Here is a 20178-nt window from a genome sequence, read left to right on the forward strand (position 1 = left end):
CCAGAGTGCGCGGCGCGGGGCAGCGCACCGGGGTTAGCTTCGCTGAGGTGAGATATGGTGCTGTTCGACGATTTGAGAGATAACGAGTGGGCGCTGGTTGAGGCGTTGTTCTGTTCCGAGCCGGCGCGCAGCGAACGGCGCGGCCGTCCGCGCGTCGAAGCGCGGGCCGTGGTCAACGCGGTTTTGTGGGTGCTGTCGACGGGCGAAGGCTGGTCGAAGCTGCCCGGACGCTACCCGTCCCCGCCGACCTGCCGCCGCCGCTTCGACGAGTGGCAGGCAGACGGCACGCTGGCCGAGATCGTGAAGCGCCTGTCCAGCAACGGCCGTGAAGTGTCGCTGCGCGGACGCATCGGTTCCAGCGCCGCCAAACCGCCCGCGCCGCCGAGCCGCGATCGCCTGCGTGGCGCGTTCTGGACGAACCCGGAATCGTGGCGCGCTCCGGCCAAGATGGCCTGAACGGTTCTTTGCATCGACCGAAGCCGGCGCTCGCTGGCTTCACTCAGACATTTCACCTCTCGCGCGGGCCGCGGCCTGCGCGAATCTTTCTCCCCTTTGCGTTGTCGCATTCGGATGTCGTAGCACAGTCGCGCGCACTGCGTCGTCGACGAAACAACTCTTTACGATTCCTTACAGCGCCCCGGCGGATCGCAGCATAGCTTGGTGATTAATCGAACAAGCCCCACGAAGGCTTCGAGGATTTCACCATGAAGGCATCGACTCTGCTCGCTCATGGCGCCTTCGTCGCGCTGACGAGCACTGCGGCGATGAGCCAGGCGCAGCCGCCACCTCCCGCATCCGACTTTCACGTCAGCACGAAGGCTTCGATGGCCGCGCCGCAGAATGCCGGCCGCAATCGCGATGCGACGCCGCCCGCGCCACGCGGCGACCTGCGCGGCGATATCGCGAGCAACGTGCGCGCGCGTCCCGATACCGAACGCGATGCGCGTTCACAACATCATTGAGTTCGTCTGAACGATGCGCGTTTGACGGAACCACTCCGGCGCGCGGCAGTCACACCTCGTGCCATGAGCACAGCATGGCGACAGTGAGATCCGGTATGCCCGTGTCGTTCGCGATACGGGCACTTTTTTGGGGTATTGCCGTTGGCTGCAGGCAGATTGTCGGCTCTTTCATCCGACGACAACGCTCCCTCGACCCATGCGTCGACTGTCGACCGCTGCCGGCCTCGCTGCCGACGTGTCCGGCAGTGCTAGACTCGCGCCTCCAGGACCGCTTCCTGACCACCGAACGTATAAGGTTCCATGCGGCGCAAGTCCCAGTCGCTGCCACGTTCGTCGCGCGAAAGACGCGTGAATTCGTGCTTGCCGCGTTCGGTCACGACCGCGATATCGACCGGTGCGTGAAATCCGGGCGCGGGCGCCACGGTGCGCTGCCGGGCGAGTTCGAGCAAACCGAGCGCGCGCAAGAGATCGAAAACGTTGGGGCGTTTCGCCCAAGGAACCTGACGATACTGCGCTCGGCGAAGTGCTTCGAGTACAACTTCGTTGGAATACGTGGTCATCTCGTTGTTTCTTCCTGTGCAGCCATGACGACGCTCGTGACGGTCGCAAGACGGTCCGCGACGTCGACTAAACGCGGCGCGCCGAATTCCGATTGCGACGAACGACTCGCAGCCGAATGTTTGGCCACCGCTTGCGTTAGGTGCTGCTTTCTATTACAAGCCCCCGTTGACAGCGCGCTAATCACGCGCTCTGCTGCGACATCCGCCGATGCGTTCCGAAGCACGCGATGACGGAACGAATTGCCCTTAAACCAATACGTTACCCCAATCAAATTGGTTCTATTCACTTTATTGCTGCTTTTTTTTGCGTTATTCGCACTATGGCGACGCCGCCGCATCCAGATTGCGATCATCGTGGCGGCGCTCGCATGGGCGATCGGCGCGGGATGGTTCGCAACGCCTTTGCTCGATCTCGCCCAGCACGGCTATCGTCACACGGACGTGCCTTCGTTCGCACCGAAGACGACGATCGTGCTGATGGGCGGCGGCACGCATCGCAGCAAAGCGGGGCTCGTTCCGAAGTCCAACGCGGTGCGGCGCATCGACGCCGTGGCAACGCTGTATCGCGAATGCCGCGAAACCGGCGCGTCGTGCAAGGTTATTCTGAGCGGCGGCGATCCGGAACATCACGGGCAGGCCGAAGCCGACAATTACGCGCCATACGTGCTTGCGCAAGGCGTCGCTGCGGACGACCTCGTGCGCGAGAATCAAAGCCTCAATACTTACCAGAACGCGCGAAACGTGGCCGGTATTCTCGGCCACGCACATGACAACCGTTTGATCGTCGTCACATCCGCGTATCACATGCGCCGCGCGTTGCGTGCTTTCGAGGCTTTCGGCTATGCGCCGGTGCCGTATGTGTCGGATGTATGGCCCACTCGCCCGACGTTCTTTCCCCGTGTGCGGGGCTTCACGAACAGCGAGCTCGCGATGCACGAACTCGTCGGGCTCGCACGCTTCGACGTGTATCGCTGGCTGCATCTCTATTAGCGCCTCGTGATTCGGGAGCGAAGCGCATTGATAAGCACTGGAAAATAATTCGACGCTTGTGCTCGATCATGCGCGTCCGCTTTTCGGACAGACGCACGACACACCCTTGCCCGATTCAAGGCTTATGATTCAGGTTGTCTGATCGTCAGACGCGCGAGGTTAGCGGCTGACTTCCCGCACAGCGGGAGCGATTTTTGCTCAGACACAAGTGTCGTTCCAACGGATCGGACAGACGATTCCCAGGTTCCAACTGCCACTCGGAGGTAACAATGAAGAAAGTGTCCCTGGCTGTTCTGTTGTCCCTCAGCGCGGTCGCATCGGCCGCGTATGCCCAGAGCGATCAAGGCGTGACCATGAGCACCGATCCCGCCAAAATTGCTGATGTCGAGTCGCGCGCGCAGGCTCTGCAGTCGCGTCAGGAAAGCCAAAAGATGACCGAGCAGACGCCTTCTTCGCACAAGTCGATGCATCACAAGAAATCGCACAGCAAGCCGGCGGCCCCGAGCCAGTAAGCCGGTTCCCGCTGCAAGGCGCGGGGCCATTCACGCCGCGGTGAGTCGACGCATCGGCTCACCGCGGCGCGAGCAAAATCAGTTTCCCTGCTTCGCGCATTCAGGCGCGTTCGGCGCGATGCGTCACCCAGTCGCCGCCTTCGATGCACGGCAGCCCGGCAGCGGACGCAGCCCCGACGGGATAGATCAGGCAATCGACCCGATCCTTTCTCCCCTCGATTTCCACCTCCACATGCAGGCGATGCGAGCGGAATAAGCCTTCCACGCCCGGATACACATGTTCGATCTCGTCGAGCACGGGCACGAGCGCGTCCTCGATCCGGTAGACATCGCCGCGAATCGGCGCGCCCTTCTCATCGATCACGAGACCAGGATAGTTGCCGAAGTCGAAAAGCTGACCCCGAACGTGGGCGGCACCGATCCATTCGGGCGTAGCGATGCCGTTTCGCGCGGCTGCGTGGTTGATATCGTTGGCCTCGCCCGCGCGCAGCGTGCCGTAGACAAAAACGTATTGCATTGGGAAGAACGCTCCTGTTGTCGCAAAAGGTGACGACGGGCATTATGCGCCGGGCAATATTCGCGGTGCGCCCGGGCGAGCGCTTTCGGCTACCATCGGCGCGTGGCGGTCGATGAATCCGGCCGCCTGCCACCATCAACTCGAGCGAACATGGCCACGTTTGTCGAATCGAACTCGTCGGGCGAAGAAGTCGAGCATCTCGACATTCCCGTCGAGCATTCGCCGACGCTCGATCATCCGATTCGCGTGCGCTCGCGGCCCGTTCCTTACGGCGTGCGGATCGCGCTGCATACGCATCCGTGGGCGCAGGTCGCCTATACGTCGCGCGGGGTCTTGCGTGTCGCGACAGCGGATTCGACTTGGATGGTGCCGCCTTCGCGCGCGATCTGGGTGCCGCCCAATGTCACGCACGAGGTCGTGATCGTCGAGGACGCTTATCTGCGGACGCTTTACGTCGACGCGAGCGTCGTGCCGGCGGGTCTCGGCGCGTGTCGCGTCGTCGAGGTGTCGCCGCTTTTGCGTGAAGTCATCGCGGCGCTCGATGAAGAACCGATTTCGCGTCAGCGCGAGCGACTGCTGGGCACGCTCGCGCTCGATGAAATCATCCGCTCGCAGCCGCTGCCGCTCTCCGTGCCGATGCCGAACGAGAAGCGCCTGCGCGCACTGTGCAACGCCGTGCTCGCCGATCCGTCGCATTCCGATCTGGAGCGGTGGTCATCGGAGGCCGGCGCGAGTTCGCGCACCATCGCGCGGCTTTTCAGACGCGAACTCGGCGTGAGTTTTTCCCAGTGGCGTCAGCAGGCCGTTCTTGCGCGCGCCATTCCGCTGCTCAGCCAGGGCCGTCCGCTCGCGCAAGTTGCGCGTGAACTGGGCTATCAGAGCCAGAGCGCATTCTCCGCGATGTTTCGCCGTGCGTTCGGCGAAAGCCCGCGCGCATTTTTCGCCCGCGATGGCCGCGACGAGCGCGACATCGACGGCTCTTAGCGCGTGTGCGCGCTTTCTTCAGACGCGCCGCACCATGTGCCGGATTGCGCCGAGCTGCGCGAGCCGCGGTCCAGCCGGCCGGTATCCGAGCCGAATGTAAAGACGCGCCGCGGGGTTATCGACGAACACGCGCAACTGACATTCGGCGAGCCCGCGCGCCCTCGCCCATCGATGCGCCGTGTTAAGCAGAAAGGTCCCGGCGCCGTGTCCACGATAGCCCTTCGCGATCTGCACGTCGCGAATATGCAGCGAATTGTCTTCCTCGGTGACACGCATGACGCCAATGGGAACGCCATCCGCCTGCAGGATGAAATTTTCGGACTCGCGCCAGCTGGAAAGGAAAAGATCGCCGCGCCACACGAGATTGTGACGCCGATAGTAGCCCACCATGTTGTCGTGCGTGAGCGCTTCGGCGAAGGCGAAGTCCGCCATGTTCGCCTGGCGCAGTTGATAGAGCGAGAGGTCTTCGGTCGGGTCGAGCATCGCACGGGCACGAGAAACAGGTGCCTAAACACTAAGACAGTGTGCGCGGGCTGGCAATGGCCATTATCACGGTCGAATGCGCAGGGAACGCGTACGAAAGGGAATCGGATATGGCGAGCGGCGGAAAGCGGGCAAAAAAAATCCAGCCCGAAGGCTGGATTTCCTTAAAACAACTTGGCGGAGCGGACGGGGCTCGAACCCGCGACCCCCGGCGTGACAGGCCGGTATTCTAACCAACTGAACTACCGCTCCACTTCTTTTCATCGTTCACAGTGTCACTTGTGAACTTGCAGCGCTTTTGACTAGCAGCCGCCGATGTTCTGGCGTCCCCTAGGGGATTCGAACCCCTGTACTCACCGTGAAAGGGTGATGTCCTAGGCCTCTAGACGAAGGGGACTTCAACTTCTGCACACCCTGCGGCGAAAAAAAACCGGCTCTCATTAGCCGGAGTGTTTCTGCTCGCAAGTGTTGGCGGAGCGGACGGGGCTCGAACCCGCGACCCCCGGCGTGACAGGCCGGTATTCTAACCAACTGAACTACCGCTCCACTTCTTTTCATCCGTTCACAGTGTCACCTGTGAACTTGCAGCGCTTTCTACTAGCAGCCGCCGATGTTTTGGCGTCCCCTAGGGGATTCGAACCCCTGTACTCACCGTGAAAGGGTGATGTCCTAGGCCTCTAGACGAAGGGGACAGAAACTTGTGATTCTGTCTTTACTACTGCTCCGCTGATCTACTTGCCGCCGATCAGCGAAGACCGAAATTCTATACAACTTCGTGTTACTTGTGAAGTATTTTTTGCGACTTCCGTTTCCGGAGAACAAGCTTCGCACTACTTCAACTGCTTTCTGCTGTTCTTGGTGGAGGTAAGCGGGATCGAACCGCTGACCTCTTGCATGCCATGCAAGCGCTCTCCCAGCTGAGCTATACCCCCTTGCAGAACAGAAACGAGATTGTATAGGGCGTTTTCGAAGTTGTAAATACCCTCTGACGACTTCAGTGAAACTTTTTGCCTCGACAGACGCCGATGCGCGCAATGGATCACGCCCCGCGATCCATTGCGCGGACCTCAACCCGCCGCCTTTTCCAGACGCGCCAACACGACATCGCGTCCGAAGAGCATCAGGACGGCATCGATCGACGGCGTGTGGGTCGTGCCCGCGACCAGCAGGCGCACCGGCATCGCGAGTTGCGGCATTTTCAGCTTGTGCGCGGCGAGCGTCGCCCTGAGCGCGGCCGCGATCGCTTCCTTGGTCCACTCGACGTTCGCGAGCGCCGCACGCAGGTCCGCGATAGCCGGACGCACCGCATCGGTGACGTGCTGCGCGAAGGCATCCGCATCGATCACCGGCTCACGATAGAACATGGCGGCGTTATCGGCGATTTCCTTCACCGTCGATGCGCGGTCCTTCAAGAGCCCGATCACCTGATCGAGCGGCGCGCCGCCGTCGATCGCCGCGGCATCGATACCGGCCTGCAGCAGGAACGGCTTCGTCAGCTCGGCGAGACGCGCGTTGTCCGCTTCCTTGATGTAGTGCGCGTTGAGCCAGTTCAGCTTGTCGTGGTCGTACTGCGCGGGCGACTTGCCGAGATGCTCGAGATCGAACCATTCGACGAACTGCTCGCGCGAGAAAATCTCCGCATCGCCATGCGACCAGCCGAGGCGCGCCAGATAGTTGACCACCGCTTCCGGCAGATAGCCGTTGTCGCGATAGCCCGTCACGCTCATCGCGCCGTGGCGCTTGCTCATCTTCTCGCCCTGCTCGTTCAGCACGGTCGGCAGATGCGCGTACACCGGCACCTCGCCGCCGAGCGCGCGCAGAATGTTGATCTGGCGCGGCGTGTTGTTGACGTGATCGTCGCCGCGAATCACATGCGTGATCTTCATGTCGAGATCGTCGACGACCACGCAGAAGTTATACGTCGGCGTGCCGTCGGGGCGCGCGATCACGAGGTCGTCGAGTTCCTCGTTCGAAATTTCGATGTGGCCTTTCACCGCGTCGTCCCATGCGACCGTGCCCGAGAGCGGATTGCGAAAGCGCACGACAGGCTTCACGCCTTCCGGAACCGGCGGCAGCACCTTGCCCGGCTCGGGGCGCCACGTACCGTCGTAGCGCGGCTTCTCGCCCGCGGCGCGCTGACGCTCGCGCAGCGCGTCGAGCTCTTCCGTCGACATGTAGCAGTGATACGCGAGCCCCTTTTCCATCATCTGCGCGATGACCTCGCGATAACGGTCCATGCGCTGCATCTGATAGAACGGGCCTTCGTCGAAATCGAGCCCGAGCCACGCCATGCCTTCGAGAATCGCATCGACCGACGCATCGGTGGAGCGCTCGAGATCGGTGTCCTCGATGCGCAGCACGAAAGTGCCCTTCATCTTGCGCGCGAACGCCCACGGATAGAGCGCGGAGCGGATGTTGCCGAGATGGATGAAGCCGGTCGGACTCGGAGCGAAGCGTGTGCGGACTTGGGTGGTCATTGCTGTTTACTCGATTAATGGCAGTGCGCCAGGCGCTGAAATGCCGCGCAAAATGAGACGAAATTATACTCGCCGCCCGCTTCGCGCCGGTCCGCGCGCCTTTTGTTTTATGATGTGCGCGCTTTTCAAGATCTCCCCGAACGCCCGCATCGACGGGCCTGCCGGAACCCGCCGCACCGCTGGAGCACACTTTGAGTTCATCGTCACCCCGTCTTTCGCGCCGCGCGTTTTCGCTCGCGGCCGCGTCGTCCGTTCTCGCCGCCTGCACCACCACGAGCGGCGGCAATTCAGGCGAAACGGCAATCGTCACGCCGCCGGCGCCGCCGAAGGCAGAACCGCAACAACCGATGCGTATCGGGCTCGCGCTCGGCGGCGGCGCCGCGCGCGGCTTCGCGCATATCGGCGTGATCAAGGCGCTCGAGGCGCGCAACGTGCGCGTGGATCTCGTCGCGGGCACGAGCGCCGGCTCGGTCATCGCGGCGCTGTACGCATCGGGGATGAGCGGCATCGCGATCAACAAGCTCGCCCTCACGATGGACGAAGCCTCGATCAGCGACTGGGCGATGCCCTTTCGCGCGCGCGGCATCCTGCAAGGCGTCGCGCTGCAGAACTACCTGAACAGGACGCTCGACAACCGTCCGATCGAAAAGATGGCGAAGCCGCTCGGCATCGTCGCCACGGATCTGAAGAGCGGCCAGCCGATTCTCTTTCAGCGCGGCAACACGGGCGTCGCTGTGCGGGCGTCGTGCAGCGTGCCGTCGATTTTCGAGCCGGTGAAGATCGGCGATCGCGAGTATGTCGACGGCGGGCTCGTGAGTCCGGTGCCGGCGGCGTTCGCGCACAAGATGGGCGCGGATTTCGTGATCGCGGTCGATATTTCGGCGCGGCCGGAAAGCGGGCTGACATCGAGCTCGTTCGACGTGCTGATGCAGACCTTCACGATCATGGGCCAGACCATCAAGGCCTACGAGCTCGACAAATACGCGAACGCGGTCGTCCGCCCCAACCTCAACGCGATGAGCAGCAGCGATTTCAGCCAGCGCAATGCATCGATTCTCGCGGGCGAGGAAGCCGTCGCCAAGATGTGGCCGACGTTGCAGCGACAGCTCGCGGAGCGCGGCGCGAAGGTCTGAACTTCTGCAATGCGAAGCATCGGCGCAAAAGAATGCCCGCAAAACAAAACGGCGGCTTCTCACGAAGCCGCCGTCATGGCGAATTAGAACCGGTCAGTAGTCCGCGTCCTCGATCCAGGCCGCCTGGATTGCCTCGAGAATCTTCTCGTTGGACTTTTCGGGATCGTCGTCGAAACCGTCGAGTTCGGTGATCCAGCGATGCAGGTCAGTGAAACGCACATATTGGGGATCGACATCCTGATGCGCGTCGGTGAGTGCCATCGCGATCTCCTGGGTATCTGTCCACTTCATGGGCGAGCCTCCTGTCAGTGATTTTCTTTGGCGTGATTGATGGAGTACCGCGGGATCTCGACCACCAGATCCTCGTCGGCAGGCACCATTGCCTGACATGATAACCGCGATGTCGGTTCGAGACCCCACGCTTTATCGAGCAGATCGTCCTCGTCTTCCTCGGACGGCTCGAGCGCGTTGAAGCCCTCGCGAATGATGACGTGGCACGTCGTGCACGCGCACGATTTCTCGCAGGCGTGCTCGATCTCGATGCCGTGATCCAGCAGATTGTCGCAGATGCTCTTGCCGATGTCGGCGTCGATCACCGCGCCGTCCGGGCAAAGCTCCACATGAGGCAGCACAACGATTTGAGGCATGTTTCGTATTTCTCGAATAGGATGATTTAGACGTCGTCGAGCTTGCGGCCCGCGAGCGCGCGGCGGATGCTCTTGTTCATGCGGCGCGCGGCGAATTCATCGGTGCCGGTGGCGAGCGTCTTCGTCGCATCTTCGATCTTCTCGACCGAATCGCCGTTCGCGAGCGCCGCCAGTTCGGTCACGAGCGCGACGATTTGCGCGCGTTCATCGTCGTCGAGCAGTTCGCCGTCGGTTTCGAGCGCAACGTGCGTCGCTTCGATGAGACGCTCCGCTTCCACCTGCGCCTCGCGCAACGCACGCGCGCGCATGTCCGTCTCGGCGGTCTTGAAGCTCTCTTCGAGCATGCGGGCGACTTCGTCGTCGGCGAGTCCGTACGACGGCTTCACGACCACCGACGCCTCCACGCCCGACATCTGCTCGCGCGCGAACACGGACAAGAGACCGTCCGCGTCGACCTGATAGGTCACACGAATGCGCGCCGCGCCCGCCGCCATCGGCGGAATGCCGCGCAACTCGAAGCGCGCGAGCGACCGGCAATCGGACACGAGTTCGCGCTCGCCCTGAACGACGTGGATCGCCATCGCGGTCTGGCCGTCCTTGAAGGTCGTGAAATCCTGCGCGCGCGCGGTCGGGATCGTCGAATTGCGCGGGATGATTTTCTCGGTGAGGCCGCCCATCGTTTCGACGCCGAGCGACAGCGGAATCACGTCGAGCAGCAGCCAGTCGTCGCCTTCGCCGCGACGGTTGCCCGCGAGCAGATCGGCCTGAATCGCAGCGCCCAGCGCGACGACCTGATCTGGATCGAGATTGATGAGCGGCGGCTGGCCGAAGAACGTTTCGACCGCGCGGCGGATCACCGGCATGCGCGTGGCGCCGCCAACCAGTACGACGCCCTTGATGTCCTTCGCGGCGACCTTCGCATCGCGCAGCGCCTTTTTCGTCGGCGTGAGCGTGCGCGCGACGAGCGCCTCGGTCAGCGCGGCGAACTCGGCTTCGGTCACGGCGACATCGATCTGCTGGCCGGTCGAGAGCGTCGCCTGGACGCGCGTTTCGTTCGTCGACGACAGCGCTTCCTTCGCGTTGCGAACGAGATCGAGCAGCAGGCGCACGTCTTCCGGCGCATCGACCGACACGCCCGCCGCCGTCAAGACGTGCCGATACAGCGCGTGATCGAAATCGTCGCCGCCGAGCGCGGAATCGCCGCCCGCCGCGAGCACTTCGAAGACGCCTTTCGTGAGCTTGAGAATCGACAGATCGAATGTGCCGCCGCCGAGGTCGTAGACGGCGTAGAGGCCTTCCGCGCCGTTATCGAGACCGTAAGCGATCGCGGCTGCGGTCGGCTCGTTGAGCAGGCGCAGCACGTTCAGGCCGGCGAGCTTCGCCGCGTCCTTCGTCGCCTGACGCTGGGCTTCGTCGAAATAGGCGGGCACCGTGATCACCGCGCCGACGAGATCCTCGCCGAGCGTGTCTTCCGCGCGATAACGCAGCGTCGCGAGAATTTCCGCCGATACTTCGACCGGGCTTTTCACGCCGTCGACAGTGCGAATCTGCACCATGCCCGGCGCGTCGATGAAATCGTACGGCGCGTTCTCCGCGCCCTCGACCTCGCTCTTGCCGCGGCCCATGAAACGCTTGACCGAGACGATCGTATTGCGCGGATCGATGACCGCTTCTTCCTTGGCGGCGCGGCCGATGCGCCGTCCGCCGTTCTCCAGATAGCGCACGACCGACGGCAGCAGCACGTGGCCGTCCTCGTCGGGCAGCGCTTCGGGCACGCTGCTGCGCACGGCCGCGACGAGCGAGTTCGTCGTGCCGAGATCGATGCCGACCGCCACGCGCCTTTGATGCGGCGCCGGCGCCATGCCGGGTTCTGAGATTTGCAGTAAAGCCATCGTTGGTCTTATGAGGTTGTATGCGGCGCGTTTGCCTTTAGTGTTCGAGCCGTTCGATCTGCGCGCCGATTTCATGCGCCACGCGTTCGATGAACATCAACTGACGCACGGCCTCGCCCGCCGCCTGATCCGACTTGCTGTCGATCAGCGCCTCGAGCTTGGTGAAGCGAATGCGCTCTTCGTCGCGCAGTTCGTCGAGCAGCGCTTCGAGCGCACCGATGTTCTTCGCGTTCGCCGCATCCTCGATATTTTCGCGCCATTCCATCTGCTGCATCAGGAACGCCGGCTCCATCGCGGTGTTGTTCTCCGCGCCGACGTCGATGCCGCGCTGCGCGAGCATATAGCGCGCGCGCTTCAGCGGATCGCGCAGCGTCTGATACGCCTCGTTCGCGTGCGTGGCCCACTGCATCGCGAGACGCTTCTGCGCATCGCCGGCCGCGGCGAAACGGTCCGGATGCACTTGCGCCTGCACGGTGCGATAAGCGTCGTCGAGCTTCTGCTGGTCGACGGCGAAGGTCTGCGGCAGATCGAAGAGATCGAAGTGACTGTCGGTGAGCGTGGCCATGCTATGTCTGTGAATTCAGTGTGCGCGAATGAAAAAGGCGGCACGCGCCGCCTCTTTTGCCGATACCGCCGGCGTCATTCCCGTCAGACGCGGAACGATTCGCCGCAGCCGCATTCGTCCTTCGCGTTCGGATTGTTGAACTTGAAGCCTTCGTTCAGGCCTTCGCGGGCGAAGTCCAGCTCGGTGCCGTCGAGATACGGAAGACTCTTCGGATCGATCACGATCTTCACGCCCGACGACTCGAACACGGTGTCTTCCGGTGCGAGCTCGTCGACATACTCGAGCTTGTACGCGAGGCCCGAACAGCCCGTCGTCCGCACGCCCAGCCGCAAGCCGACGCCCTTGCCGCGCCGCGTCAGATACTTCTGCACGTGTTGTGCCGCTTTATCCGTCAACGTGATTGCCATAGTCTTCGCTTCTCTCTTCGGGGCGCCGCCCCGGACGCCCGTCGTCACAATTACGCCGCTGCCTGCTTCGATTCAGCCGCTGCCGCTTCCGGCGCCGCGACGCCATGACGCTGCTTGTAGTCCGCAACCGCCGCCTTGATCGCGTCTTCCGCGAGGATCGAGCAGTGGATCTTCACCGGCGGCAGCGCCAGTTCTTCGGCGATCTGCGTGTTCTTGATGGTGAGCGCCTGATCCAGCGTCTTGCCCTTCACCCATTCGGTGACGAGCGAGCTCGATGCGATCGCCGAGCCGCAGCCGTAGGTCTTGAACTTCGCGTCCTCGATCACGCCATCCGCGCCCACGCGGATCTGCAGCTTCATCACGTCGCCGCACGCCGGCGCGCCGACCATGCCGGTGCCGACGGTGTCGTCGTCCTTCGAGAACGAGCCGACGTTACGCGGGTTTTCGTAGTGGTCCAGAACCTTGTCGCTATAAGCCATGATTCAAACTCTCCTAATATTCGGTGTCGCGTGGCGCTCAGTGGTCGCTTAGTGCGCAGCCCACTGGATGGTCGAGATGTCGATGCCGTCCTTGTGCATTTCCCAGAGCGGCGACAGATCGCGCAGTTTCGCGATCTTGTTCTTCAGCAGGTTGATCACATAGTCGACGTCCTGCTCGGTGGTGAAGCGGCCGACCGTGAAGCGGATCGAGCTGTGCGCGAGTTCGTCGTTACGGCCGAGCGCGCGTAGCACATAAGAAGGCTCGAGCGACGCCGACGTGCACGCCGAACCCGACGACACCGCGACGTCCTTCACCGCCATGATCAGCGATTCGCCTTCGACGAAGTTGAAGCTGATGTTGAGGTTGTGCGGCACGCGGCGTTCCATGTCGCCGTTGACGTACACCTCTTCGATGTCCTGCAGCCCCTTCAGCAGACGGTCGCGCAGCATGCGGATGCGCTCGTTCTCCGTCGCCATTTCCTCACGCGCGATGCGGAACGCTTCGCCCATGCCGACGATCTGATGCGTCGCGAGCGTGCCCGAACGCATGCCGCGCTCGTGACCGCCGCCGTGCATCTGCGCTTCGATGCGCACGCGCGGCTTGCGACGCACGTACAGCGCGCCGATGCCCTTCGGACCGTACGTCTTGTGAGCCGAAAACGACATCAGATCGACCTTCAGCTTTTGCAGATCGATTTCGATCTTGCCGGTGGCTTGCGCCGCATCGACGTGGAAAATGATGCCCTTCTCGCGCGTGATCTCGCCGATCGCCTCGATGTCCTGAATCACGCCGATTTCGTTGTTCACGCTCATCACGGAGACGAGGATCGTGTCCGGACGGATCGCCGCCTTGAACTTTTCCAGATCGATGAGACCGTCGTCCTTCACGTCGAGATACGTGACTTCGTAGCCTTCGCGCTCCAGCTCACGCGTGGTGTCGAGCACGGCCTTGTGCTCGGTCTTCACGGTGATGATGTGCTTGCCCTTGCTCTTGTAGAAGTGCGCCGCGCCCTTGATGGCGAGGTTGTCCGATTCCGTCGCACCCGACGTCCAGATGATCTCGCGCGGATCGCAATTCACGAGCGCCGCGACGTTCTCGCGCGCTTCCTCGACCGCACGCTCCGCATCCCAGCCGTACTGGTGGCTGCGCGAGGCCGGATTGCCGAACTGCTCGCGAAGATACGGAATCATCTTGTCCACCACGCGCGGATCGACGGGGGTCGTCGCGCTGTAGTCCATGTAAATGGGCAGGTGGGGAATATCGTTGTTCATCAGTCGCTCCGGGAAAATCGGTCAAAGCTCTTGGCTGGGACGCTTTCGTCTGCGCGCGCGGCTCGCGCCGGCGCGGTTTATGTCATCCGGCCAGATTGAAAATGGAATTCGGCCCCTTGGGCACGACACGCGCGGCCTCGACGCCAGCCGATTCCGCGCGCCGGTCGCGCAGCACCGCCGACGAACCTTCGCGCGCACGCTGCTGGTCGACCAGATCCTTCAACGAGACGGAATCGAGATACTCGACCATCTTCTGGTTCAGTGTCGCCCAGAGCTCGTGCGTCATGCAGTGGCCGTCGTGCTGCTTCGTGCCTTCGCACGTGCCCTTGCCGCCGCACTGCGTGGCGTCGATCGGCTCGTCGACCGCGATGATGATGTCGGCAACCGTGACGTTCTCCGCGCGGCGCGCGAGGTTGTAGCCGCCGCCCGGTCCGCGAACCGATTCGACGATCTCATGCCGCCGCAGCTTGCCGAAGAGCTGTTCGAGGTAGGAAAGCGAGATGCGCTGGCGCTGACTGATGCCTGCCAGCGTCACCGGGCCCTGCTCCTGGCGCAGCGCCAGGTCGATCATCGCCGTGACGGCGAAACGGCCTTTCGTGGTGAGTCTCATAATTGGGGGCTAACGCTAATACTCGATGGTTTTCGTCAAGTATAAATAGCCCACGTTTTTAGTCAAGTATCCGGGGCGAGATAAGTAGTCTTTTAACGCGTTTTTTTGGATCGCGCGGCCGCGCCGCCGCTCAGGCAGTCAACTGAGCGCGTAAGGCTTTCAGCAAGCCTTCACATGCGTCCTCGCATTGGTCGAGCACTTTTTCGAAGCCCTCTTCGCCACCGAAATAGGGATCGACCACCACGCGGCTGTCGTCGCGCGTCGCGAACTCCATCAGCAGGCGAATCTTGTCGCGGTGCTCGGACGGGCAGACTTCCGCCAAGGCGGCGGCGTTGGCGTCGTCCATGACGATGAACAGATCGAAGCGCGCGAAATCGGCCGCGGCGACCTGACGGCCGCGCAAGTTCGACAGATCGTAGCCGCGCTTCTTCGCTGCCTTTTGCGCGCGTTCGTCCGGCGGCTCGCCGATGTGCCAGTCGCCGGTGCCCGCCGAATCGATCACGATGCGCTCAGCCAGTTTCGCGCGCTCGACGAGATCGCGCATCACCGCTTCCGCGCTGGGCGAGCGGCAGATATTGCCGAGACAGACGAAGCAGACCGCGATCGAGTTCATCTAAAGCCGGGAAAAGTCGTGATGTCCGGCGTCGATAGAAACAGCACCGGAATGCGTCCCGAATTATACAAAGGGGCACAAATTCTCGCCCACACGGCTCATTCCATCTTGCGCAACGCTTTCATCGCTCGTCCCGATGGATGTCATGCGTGATGAAGCGCGACTCGCCGTTGGGCATGTCGAGCCAGTCGCGATGCGCAAGCGTGCGGCGCATATCGGAGAGACCGCTTTCCCAGTGTTCGCGCATTGTCGAAAAGCCGAACTGGTAGTCCTTGAAATGCCCCTCGTACTCTTTTTGCCGGTATATCAGGTGGATGATGTTGTAACGCTTCGAACATGCCAGTTCGGCGGCGAGCCTGCACCATTCGTCGCCCTCGCGGACGTCTTCGGGCACGAGATCGAGAACGTGCTGCAACACGTTACGGTAGCGCTGCGCGCGCTGCATCTGATCCGTGACGAAACGCGTGCGGCTCGAATACTGCACGTCCTTCACGCGCCCCATCACGTCGACGATGCTGTCGGGCACCGGCCCGCGCGCGCTCCACAGATCGACCTGGAAGGCGAGCGTGTCGCGGCGCGGCGTCGCCTGCGCGATTTCGTAGAGCGGCGTGTTCGACATGAGACCGCCGTCCCAATAGAACTGGCCGTCGATCTCGACTGCGGCGAAGCCCGGCGGCAAGGCGCCCGAGGCAATGAAATGCTCGGCGCGCAAGCGGATCTGCGTGTTGTCGAAATACGCGAAGTTGCCGGTCGCGACGTTCACCGCGCCTACCGACACGCGCGTTTCGCCGGAATTGATGCGGTCGAAATCGCAAAGCCGCTCGAGCGTGGCCTTGAGCGGCGTGGTGTCGTAATAGCTCGCGGTCTGCGGCGAGCTCGACGCGATCGGCGACGGCGGCGGAAAGCGCGGGATGAAAAATCCCTTCTGCCCTTCGACGATCGCGCCGAAAGCCTGCATCGCGGTGAACGCCTTGCGAATTTCGTCGGCGGAATCGAATAGCGCGCGCTCGAGGAACGCGGGCAACGGGAAACCGAACGCAGGCTGGCAGATCGTCTGCCAGAATTCAAGCAGACGCGTCACGCGATGCTCGGGCGCGTTGCCCGCGATGATCGCCGTGTTGAGCGCGCCGATCGAGATGCCGGCGATCCAGTTCGGATGGATGTCCGCCTCGTGCAACCCTTGATAGACGCCCGCCTGATAGGCGCCGAGCGCGCCCCCGCCCTGGAGCATGAGCGCGATCGTCTCGTAGGGCGGCAGGTGCACGCGGGTTTGCTGCCCGGCGGACGCCCGAGTCCGCGCGCTTTCCCGTCCTATGACTTCTTCGTTCTCGATTTCCGACATCCCGCGCGTTCTCCTTATTGCATGAACCAGCCGTGACTCACGACGAACGATTGCCCCGTCAGCGCCGCCGTTTCGAACGCGGAAAGGAAGAGCACGGTCTGAGCGACGTCCTCGACGGTCGTGAATACGCCATCGACCGTGCCACCGAGCATCACGCGCCTGACGACTTCTTCCTCGCTGATTTTCAACTCCTTGGCCTGCTCGGGAATTTGCTTGTCGACGAGCGGCGTACGCACGAAGCCCGGACAGACGACGTGCGAGCGCACGTTGTGCTTCGCGCCTTCCTTCGCCAGCACGCGCGCGAGGCCGAGCAGTCCGTGTTTCGCGGTCACATAGGCGGACTTCAGCGGCGACGCCTCGTGCGAATGCACCGAACCCATATAGATCACTACCCCGCCGCGATCGTCCTTGTACATATGCTTGAGCGCGGCTTTGGTGGTGAGAAACGCGCCGTCGACGTGGATCGCCATCATCTTCTTCCAGTCGGCGTACGCGTAGTTTTCGATGGGATTGACGATCTGAATGCCCGCGTTCGACACGAGGATGTCCACAGAGCCCAGTTCCGCAGCGACGCGATCGATGCCCTGATTGACGGCGTCTTCGTTCGTCACGTCCATCGCGATGCCAATAGCCTTGCCGCCCTTGCCGCGGATCTCTTCGGCGACCGCGTCCGCGCCCGCCTGATTCAGATCGGCGATGGCGACCGCCGCGCCCGCGCCGGCGAGCGTGGACGCGATAGCCTTGCCGATACCGCTCGCCGCGCCCGTCACGATCGCGGCCTTGCCGTCGAGCTTACCGTTTGATGACATGCGAACCTCCTATCCAGTGGGAAGACATCGGGTGTATGACAACATCCGTCGGCACGGCTATCAAGCTGGCCGTTCGGCATAGGAAAAGTCGGGCGAAACTCAGAACGCTTAGGCCATTCGGCCGACTGTTCATGAAAGTCCGGGAGCGGTTATTGTGCATGAAGGACGCAATGCGCCGCAGCACGCGCTGGGCGTCGTGAGTCATGCAGCGCACGGGGTCGGCTAGAATAGGCGCCCTTCCGCCGCACCTTTTCATTTTGCTTCTCGCGCCCGACGCGGGCCTCCTGTCATGCTCAGTTACCGTCACGCCTTTCATGCGGGCAACCACGCCGATGTGCTGAAACACGCGATCGTCATTCAGATGCTTCGCTATCTCGGCCAGAAGGACAAATCGTATTGGTATGTCGACACGCACGCCGGCGCCGGAGTGTATTCGCTCACCGAAGGCTTCGCGACGAAGAACGCCGAGTTCGAGACGGGCATCGGCAAGCTTTGGGATCGCGGCGACCTGCCGGCGCTGCTCGCCGACTATGTCGACGAAGTGAAGGCATTGAATCCCGATGGCGGTCTGCGTTTCTATCCCGGCTCGCCCTATCTGGCCTGGCGCACGATGCGCGAGCAGGATCGCATGCGGCTTTTCGAGTTGCACAGCACGGAAATCGACGTGCTGCGCCACAATTTCCGCGATGCCGGCCGGCGCGCGATGATCTTCGAAGGCGACGGCTTCGACGGCATCAAGGCGATTCTTCCGCCGCCGCCGAGGCGTGCGCTCGTGCTGATCGATCCGTCGTACGAGGACAAGCGCGACTACGCCCGCACGATTACGTGCCTCGAAGAAAGTATCAAGCGCTTCTCGACCGGAACGTATGCGGTCTGGTACCCGATCGTCACGCGCCAGGAGTCGCAGCGTTTCGCCGATCAGCTGAAGGCGATACAGCCGAACGGCTGGCTGCATGCGGCCCTCACGGTGAGGAAACCGCCGACGGACGGCTTCGGGTTGTTCGGCAGCGGCATGTTCGTAATCAACCCGCCCTACACGCTGGCGAAGGAACTGAAGGAATCACTGCCCTACCTCGTCGACGCGCTCGGCGAGGACGGCAACGCTTCGTTCAAGCTTGAACATCGCGCCGACTGAGCACGGTTTCGCGGTCAGGGATGAGGCGCGCGCGGAGTTCTGGGGCGCACGCCGCCGCCAGGCTGAACGGGCACCGTGTTCTGTCCGCTTGAATATTCGACGTATGGTGAAACGACGATGGGCGGTTGAGCCTCCTGCGGGATGCCGGGCAATGTCGCCATCGGCACCATGCCCGGGCCGCCGAGCGGGCCGCTCTGGAGCACCGTGCCGCTCACGCCGCTGTGGATACCGGTTTGCGTATCGAGTACGAGCGGTTCGCCGCCCGGCTTGGCGAGCGCCGGTTGCGAGCCGGGCAAGACTGCGGCGAGCGCGATGCAAACCTGCGTGACTTTCGTGATTCGATGGCGGAACCCGATATTCGTCGTGTCATTGATATGGCCTGGCATCGCGCGCTCTTTTGTGTAGACGAAACCGCTTTACCTTACCCCGGTGGCAAGCTTTAGGCTAGGTGGTTCGACACATAAGCAGCCTTGCAACCGCCCCTTCCACAGGAGATACGATGAAATCAACAAGAATCGCACTTGCCATCTTCACCATCCTCTGCAGCGCAAGCGTGAATGCCCAGACCGCCGCGCCGGCGAGCGATGCAATGCCAGGCATGAATATGGAACAGCACGAGCCGAAGCCGACGGACGTCTCGTCCACCGCCGCGTTCCAGGCCGCCGATCAGAAAATGATGTCGGGCATGTCGAGCATCGAGTACACGGGGGACGCCGACCGGGATTTCGTCGCGCACATGATTCCGCATCATCAGGGCGCGGTGGAAATGGCGAAGGTCCAACTGAAGTACGGCAAGGACGCCAAGCTGCGCAAGCTGGCGAAGGACATCATCGCCGCGCAGAACAAGGAAATCGCATTCATGAAACAGTGGCTGGAGCAGCATCCGCACAAGCAGTAAAACGCTCCGCTCACGTGACGAGCAAAAAGCAAAAGCCCCGCAATTGCGGGGCTTTTGCTTTCACATCGGGCGTGTTCGACGCCAGGAACGAAACGCTTAAGCGTTGTAGCCGTTCGTTTCCAGCGAGCGGATGCGCTGTTCAAGCTGGACGATGTCCGTCGATTGCGCAAGATAGGCTTCGCGGCGGCGCTGCTCGGCGGCTTCAAACCAGATGCTCAGTTTTTCGATGAGGAATGCAAACATGGTGTTCTCCAAGGTCTTCGAAAGATCCCTGGCGGTTCGGGTCAGGGATTACCCGCGTTAGGGAATACCCGGATTATAGGGGAGAACGTCCGTGCCGGGGTAGTGAAATGCTTGAATAGTGTGCATTCGGATTCGGAATGGTGCAGGCCGCATTCTTGCTTAAACCACTGATTTCTCGTATCAATTCGCTCAGTGTCAACGATCTGGTCGTCGCACATGCACCATTTTCGTGCATTACTGCGCCAGCTTGTCCAATATCGGGCAATCCGGCCGCGCGTCGCCGTGACAATGATTAGCCAGATGCGACAGCGTGTCGCGCATCTCGGTTAATTCGGCGATCCGCCGGTCAAGTTCCGCAACGTGTTCCAGCGCAATCGACTTCACCTCCGCGCTCGCCCGCGACCGGTCCTGCCACAAGGCGAGCAGCTTGCGGATATCGTCGACGAGAAAGCCGAGCCGGCGTGCCTGCCGCACGAAACGCAGCGCGTGGACCTCGTGATCGCCATACACGCGATATCCCGATGACGTCCGTCCGACCGGATTGAGCAATCCGACGCTCTCGTAGTAGCGGATCATTTTCGCGGTCACGCCCGAGGCGCGGGCCGCTTCGCCGATATTCATCGTCTGCTCCTGAAAAATGTCATTCCG

Annotated in this window: 27 protein-coding genes and 5 tRNA genes; 8 read left to right on the top strand and 24 right to left on the bottom strand. The window is 62.3% G+C overall.

Going from position 1 to position 20178, the window contains the following annotated elements:
* Positions 1-54: 54 nt before the first annotated feature.
* Both QCE58_RS09650 and QCE58_RS09655 read left to right on the top strand, forming a co-directional pair.
* Positions 55-456: a transposase gene (locus QCE58_RS09650; protein ID WP_008349224.1), complete on the top strand. Its 402-nt coding sequence runs from the start codon at positions 55-57 to the stop codon at positions 454-456.
* A 248-nt stretch (positions 457-704) separates the two neighbouring features.
* Positions 705-962 carry a hypothetical protein gene (locus tag QCE58_RS09655; protein WP_008349223.1) on the top strand — a complete coding sequence of 86 codons (258 nt, stop codon included), beginning with the start codon at positions 705-707 and terminating at the stop codon, positions 960-962.
* A 248-nt stretch (positions 963-1210) separates the two neighbouring features.
* Here QCE58_RS09655 and QCE58_RS09660 read toward each other — a convergent pair whose 3' ends face one another.
* The gene (locus tag QCE58_RS09660) at positions 1211-1522 is read right to left on the bottom strand and encodes a hypothetical protein (RefSeq protein ID WP_008349222.1); all 312 of its coding nucleotides are present in this window, start codon (positions 1520-1522) and stop codon (positions 1211-1213) included.
* Positions 1519-1875, bottom strand: coding sequence for a hypothetical protein (locus QCE58_RS09665; RefSeq protein ID WP_162483413.1), 357 nt, complete (start codon positions 1873-1875; stop codon positions 1519-1521). The genes QCE58_RS09660 and QCE58_RS09665 overlap by 4 nt, the downstream gene beginning before the upstream one ends.
* Before the next feature lies 1 nt (position 1876).
* Between QCE58_RS09665 and QCE58_RS09670 the strand changes: the two genes are divergently transcribed.
* Together QCE58_RS09670 and QCE58_RS09675 are read left to right on the top strand one after the other, a co-directional pair.
* Positions 1877-2512: a YdcF family protein gene (locus QCE58_RS09670; RefSeq protein ID WP_250521173.1), complete on the top strand. Its 636-nt coding sequence runs from the start codon at positions 1877-1879 to the stop codon at positions 2510-2512.
* A 269-nt stretch (positions 2513-2781) separates the two neighbouring features.
* A complete protein-coding gene (locus QCE58_RS09675) occupies positions 2782-3024 on the top strand; it encodes a hypothetical protein (protein WP_008349220.1) in 243 nt (80 codons plus the stop codon).
* 100 nt (positions 3025-3124) lie between these two features.
* On the opposite strand, the gene QCE58_RS09680 is transcribed toward QCE58_RS09675, so the two are convergent.
* Positions 3125-3541 carry a gamma-glutamylcyclotransferase gene (locus QCE58_RS09680; protein WP_034473211.1) on the bottom strand — a complete coding sequence of 139 codons (417 nt, stop codon included), beginning with the start codon at positions 3539-3541 and terminating at the stop codon, positions 3125-3127.
* 150 nt (positions 3542-3691) lie between these two features.
* Here QCE58_RS09680 and QCE58_RS09685 point away from each other — a divergent pair, with 150 nt between their 5' ends.
* Positions 3692-4525, top strand: a complete 834-nt coding sequence (locus QCE58_RS09685; RefSeq protein WP_008349217.1) for a helix-turn-helix domain-containing protein — start codon at positions 3692-3694, stop codon at positions 4523-4525.
* Positions 4526-4543: 18 nt separating this feature from the next.
* Here the strand turns inward: QCE58_RS09685 and QCE58_RS09690 are convergent, their stop codons facing one another.
* The 7 genes from QCE58_RS09690 to gltX all read right to left on the bottom strand — a co-directional run bounded on the left by QCE58_RS09690 (position 4544) and on the right by gltX (position 7485).
* On the bottom strand, positions 4544-5008 hold the full coding sequence (locus QCE58_RS09690) for a GNAT family N-acetyltransferase (RefSeq protein WP_008349215.1): 465 nt from the start codon (positions 5006-5008) through the stop codon (positions 4544-4546).
* Between the two features lie 175 nt (positions 5009-5183).
* Positions 5184-5260: transfer RNA gene (locus QCE58_RS09695), tRNA-Asp, on the bottom strand.
* A gap of 69 nt (positions 5261-5329) precedes the next feature.
* A tRNA-Glu gene (locus QCE58_RS09700) sits at positions 5330-5405 on the bottom strand.
* A 72-nt stretch (positions 5406-5477) separates the two neighbouring features.
* Positions 5478-5554, bottom strand: a tRNA-Asp gene (locus QCE58_RS09705).
* A 70-nt stretch (positions 5555-5624) separates the two neighbouring features.
* Positions 5625-5700, bottom strand: a tRNA-Glu gene (locus tag QCE58_RS09710).
* Positions 5701-5864: 164 nt separating this feature from the next.
* A tRNA-Ala gene (locus QCE58_RS09715) sits at positions 5865-5940 on the bottom strand.
* A 135-nt stretch (positions 5941-6075) separates the two neighbouring features.
* Positions 6076-7485, bottom strand: coding sequence for a glutamate--tRNA ligase (gene gltX, locus QCE58_RS09720; RefSeq protein WP_250521174.1), 1410 nt, complete (start codon positions 7483-7485; stop codon positions 6076-6078).
* 158 nt (positions 7486-7643) lie between these two features.
* Between gltX and QCE58_RS09725 the strand changes: the two genes are divergently transcribed.
* Positions 7644-8618: a patatin-like phospholipase family protein gene (locus QCE58_RS09725; protein WP_250439922.1), complete on the top strand. Its 975-nt coding sequence runs from the start codon at positions 7644-7646 to the stop codon at positions 8616-8618.
* Between the two features lie 93 nt (positions 8619-8711).
* Here the strand turns inward: QCE58_RS09725 and iscX are convergent, their stop codons facing one another.
* From iscX to QCE58_RS09780, 11 genes are all read right to left on the bottom strand, one after another.
* Entirely contained in the window at positions 8712-8909 is a 198-nt protein-coding gene (gene iscX, locus QCE58_RS09730; protein ID WP_008349212.1) for a Fe-S cluster assembly protein IscX, read from the bottom strand.
* A gap of 14 nt (positions 8910-8923) precedes the next feature.
* Positions 8924-9265 (bottom strand): ISC system 2Fe-2S type ferredoxin, encoded by a 342-nt coding sequence (gene fdx, locus QCE58_RS09735; protein WP_008349211.1) that lies wholly within the window; start codon positions 9263-9265, stop codon positions 8924-8926.
* A gap of 26 nt (positions 9266-9291) precedes the next feature.
* On the bottom strand, positions 9292-11157 hold the full coding sequence (gene hscA, locus QCE58_RS09740) for a Fe-S protein assembly chaperone HscA (RefSeq protein WP_250434865.1): 1866 nt from the start codon (positions 11155-11157) through the stop codon (positions 9292-9294).
* A gap of 37 nt (positions 11158-11194) precedes the next feature.
* Positions 11195-11722, bottom strand: coding sequence for a Fe-S protein assembly co-chaperone HscB (gene hscB, locus QCE58_RS09745; RefSeq protein ID WP_175982302.1), 528 nt, complete (start codon positions 11720-11722; stop codon positions 11195-11197).
* Between the two features lie 83 nt (positions 11723-11805).
* Positions 11806-12129: an iron-sulfur cluster assembly protein IscA gene (gene iscA, locus QCE58_RS09750; protein ID WP_008349207.1), complete on the bottom strand. Its 324-nt coding sequence runs from the start codon at positions 12127-12129 to the stop codon at positions 11806-11808.
* A gap of 50 nt (positions 12130-12179) precedes the next feature.
* Positions 12180-12608, bottom strand: coding sequence for a Fe-S cluster assembly scaffold IscU (iscU, locus tag QCE58_RS09755; RefSeq protein ID WP_008349206.1), 429 nt, complete (start codon positions 12606-12608; stop codon positions 12180-12182).
* Between the two features lie 48 nt (positions 12609-12656).
* The gene (locus QCE58_RS09760; RefSeq protein ID WP_008349205.1) at positions 12657-13880 is read right to left on the bottom strand and encodes an IscS subfamily cysteine desulfurase; all 1224 of its coding nucleotides are present in this window, start codon (positions 13878-13880) and stop codon (positions 12657-12659) included.
* Between the two features lie 82 nt (positions 13881-13962).
* Complete coding sequence (gene iscR / locus QCE58_RS09765; protein WP_008349204.1) at positions 13963-14490, bottom strand: Fe-S cluster assembly transcriptional regulator IscR; 528 nt, start codon at positions 14488-14490, stop codon at positions 13963-13965.
* Between the two features lie 130 nt (positions 14491-14620).
* Positions 14621-15103, bottom strand: coding sequence for a low molecular weight protein-tyrosine-phosphatase (locus QCE58_RS09770; protein ID WP_175982303.1), 483 nt, complete (start codon positions 15101-15103; stop codon positions 14621-14623).
* Positions 15104-15224: 121 nt separating this feature from the next.
* Entirely contained in the window at positions 15225-16445 is a 1221-nt protein-coding gene (locus tag QCE58_RS09775) for a patatin-like phospholipase family protein (protein WP_250521175.1), read from the bottom strand.
* A 14-nt stretch (positions 16446-16459) separates the two neighbouring features.
* A complete protein-coding gene (locus QCE58_RS09780) occupies positions 16460-17254 on the bottom strand; it encodes a 3-hydroxybutyrate dehydrogenase (RefSeq protein WP_250521176.1) in 795 nt (264 codons plus the stop codon).
* A 289-nt stretch (positions 17255-17543) separates the two neighbouring features.
* Between QCE58_RS09780 and QCE58_RS09785 the strand changes: the two genes are divergently transcribed.
* Complete coding sequence (locus tag QCE58_RS09785; RefSeq protein WP_250521177.1) at positions 17544-18389, top strand: 23S rRNA (adenine(2030)-N(6))-methyltransferase RlmJ; 846 nt, start codon at positions 17544-17546, stop codon at positions 18387-18389.
* Between the two features lie 14 nt (positions 18390-18403).
* Here the strand turns inward: QCE58_RS09785 and QCE58_RS09790 are convergent, their stop codons facing one another.
* Positions 18404-18775, bottom strand: coding sequence for a hypothetical protein (locus tag QCE58_RS09790; RefSeq protein ID WP_008349199.1), 372 nt, complete (start codon positions 18773-18775; stop codon positions 18404-18406).
* Between the two features lie 113 nt (positions 18776-18888).
* On the opposite strand from QCE58_RS09790, the gene QCE58_RS09795 reads away from it, so the two are divergent.
* Complete coding sequence (locus tag QCE58_RS09795) at positions 18889-19287, top strand: DUF305 domain-containing protein (RefSeq protein ID WP_175982305.1); 399 nt, start codon at positions 18889-18891, stop codon at positions 19285-19287.
* A 96-nt stretch (positions 19288-19383) separates the two neighbouring features.
* Here the strand turns inward: QCE58_RS09795 and QCE58_RS09800 are convergent, their stop codons facing one another.
* Together QCE58_RS09800 and cueR are read right to left on the bottom strand one after the other, a co-directional pair.
* A complete protein-coding gene (locus QCE58_RS09800; RefSeq protein WP_008349196.1) occupies positions 19384-19530 on the bottom strand; it encodes a DUF3563 family protein in 147 nt (48 codons plus the stop codon).
* 234 nt (positions 19531-19764) lie between these two features.
* Positions 19765-20151, bottom strand: a complete 387-nt coding sequence (gene cueR / locus QCE58_RS09805; RefSeq protein ID WP_008349194.1) for a Cu(I)-responsive transcriptional regulator — start codon at positions 20149-20151, stop codon at positions 19765-19767.
* Positions 20152-20178: the final 27 nt, after the last annotated feature.

Source organism: Caballeronia sp. LZ028 (assembly GCF_031451415.1).
Classification (GTDB): domain Bacteria; phylum Pseudomonadota; class Gammaproteobacteria; order Burkholderiales; family Burkholderiaceae; genus Caballeronia; species Caballeronia zhejiangensis.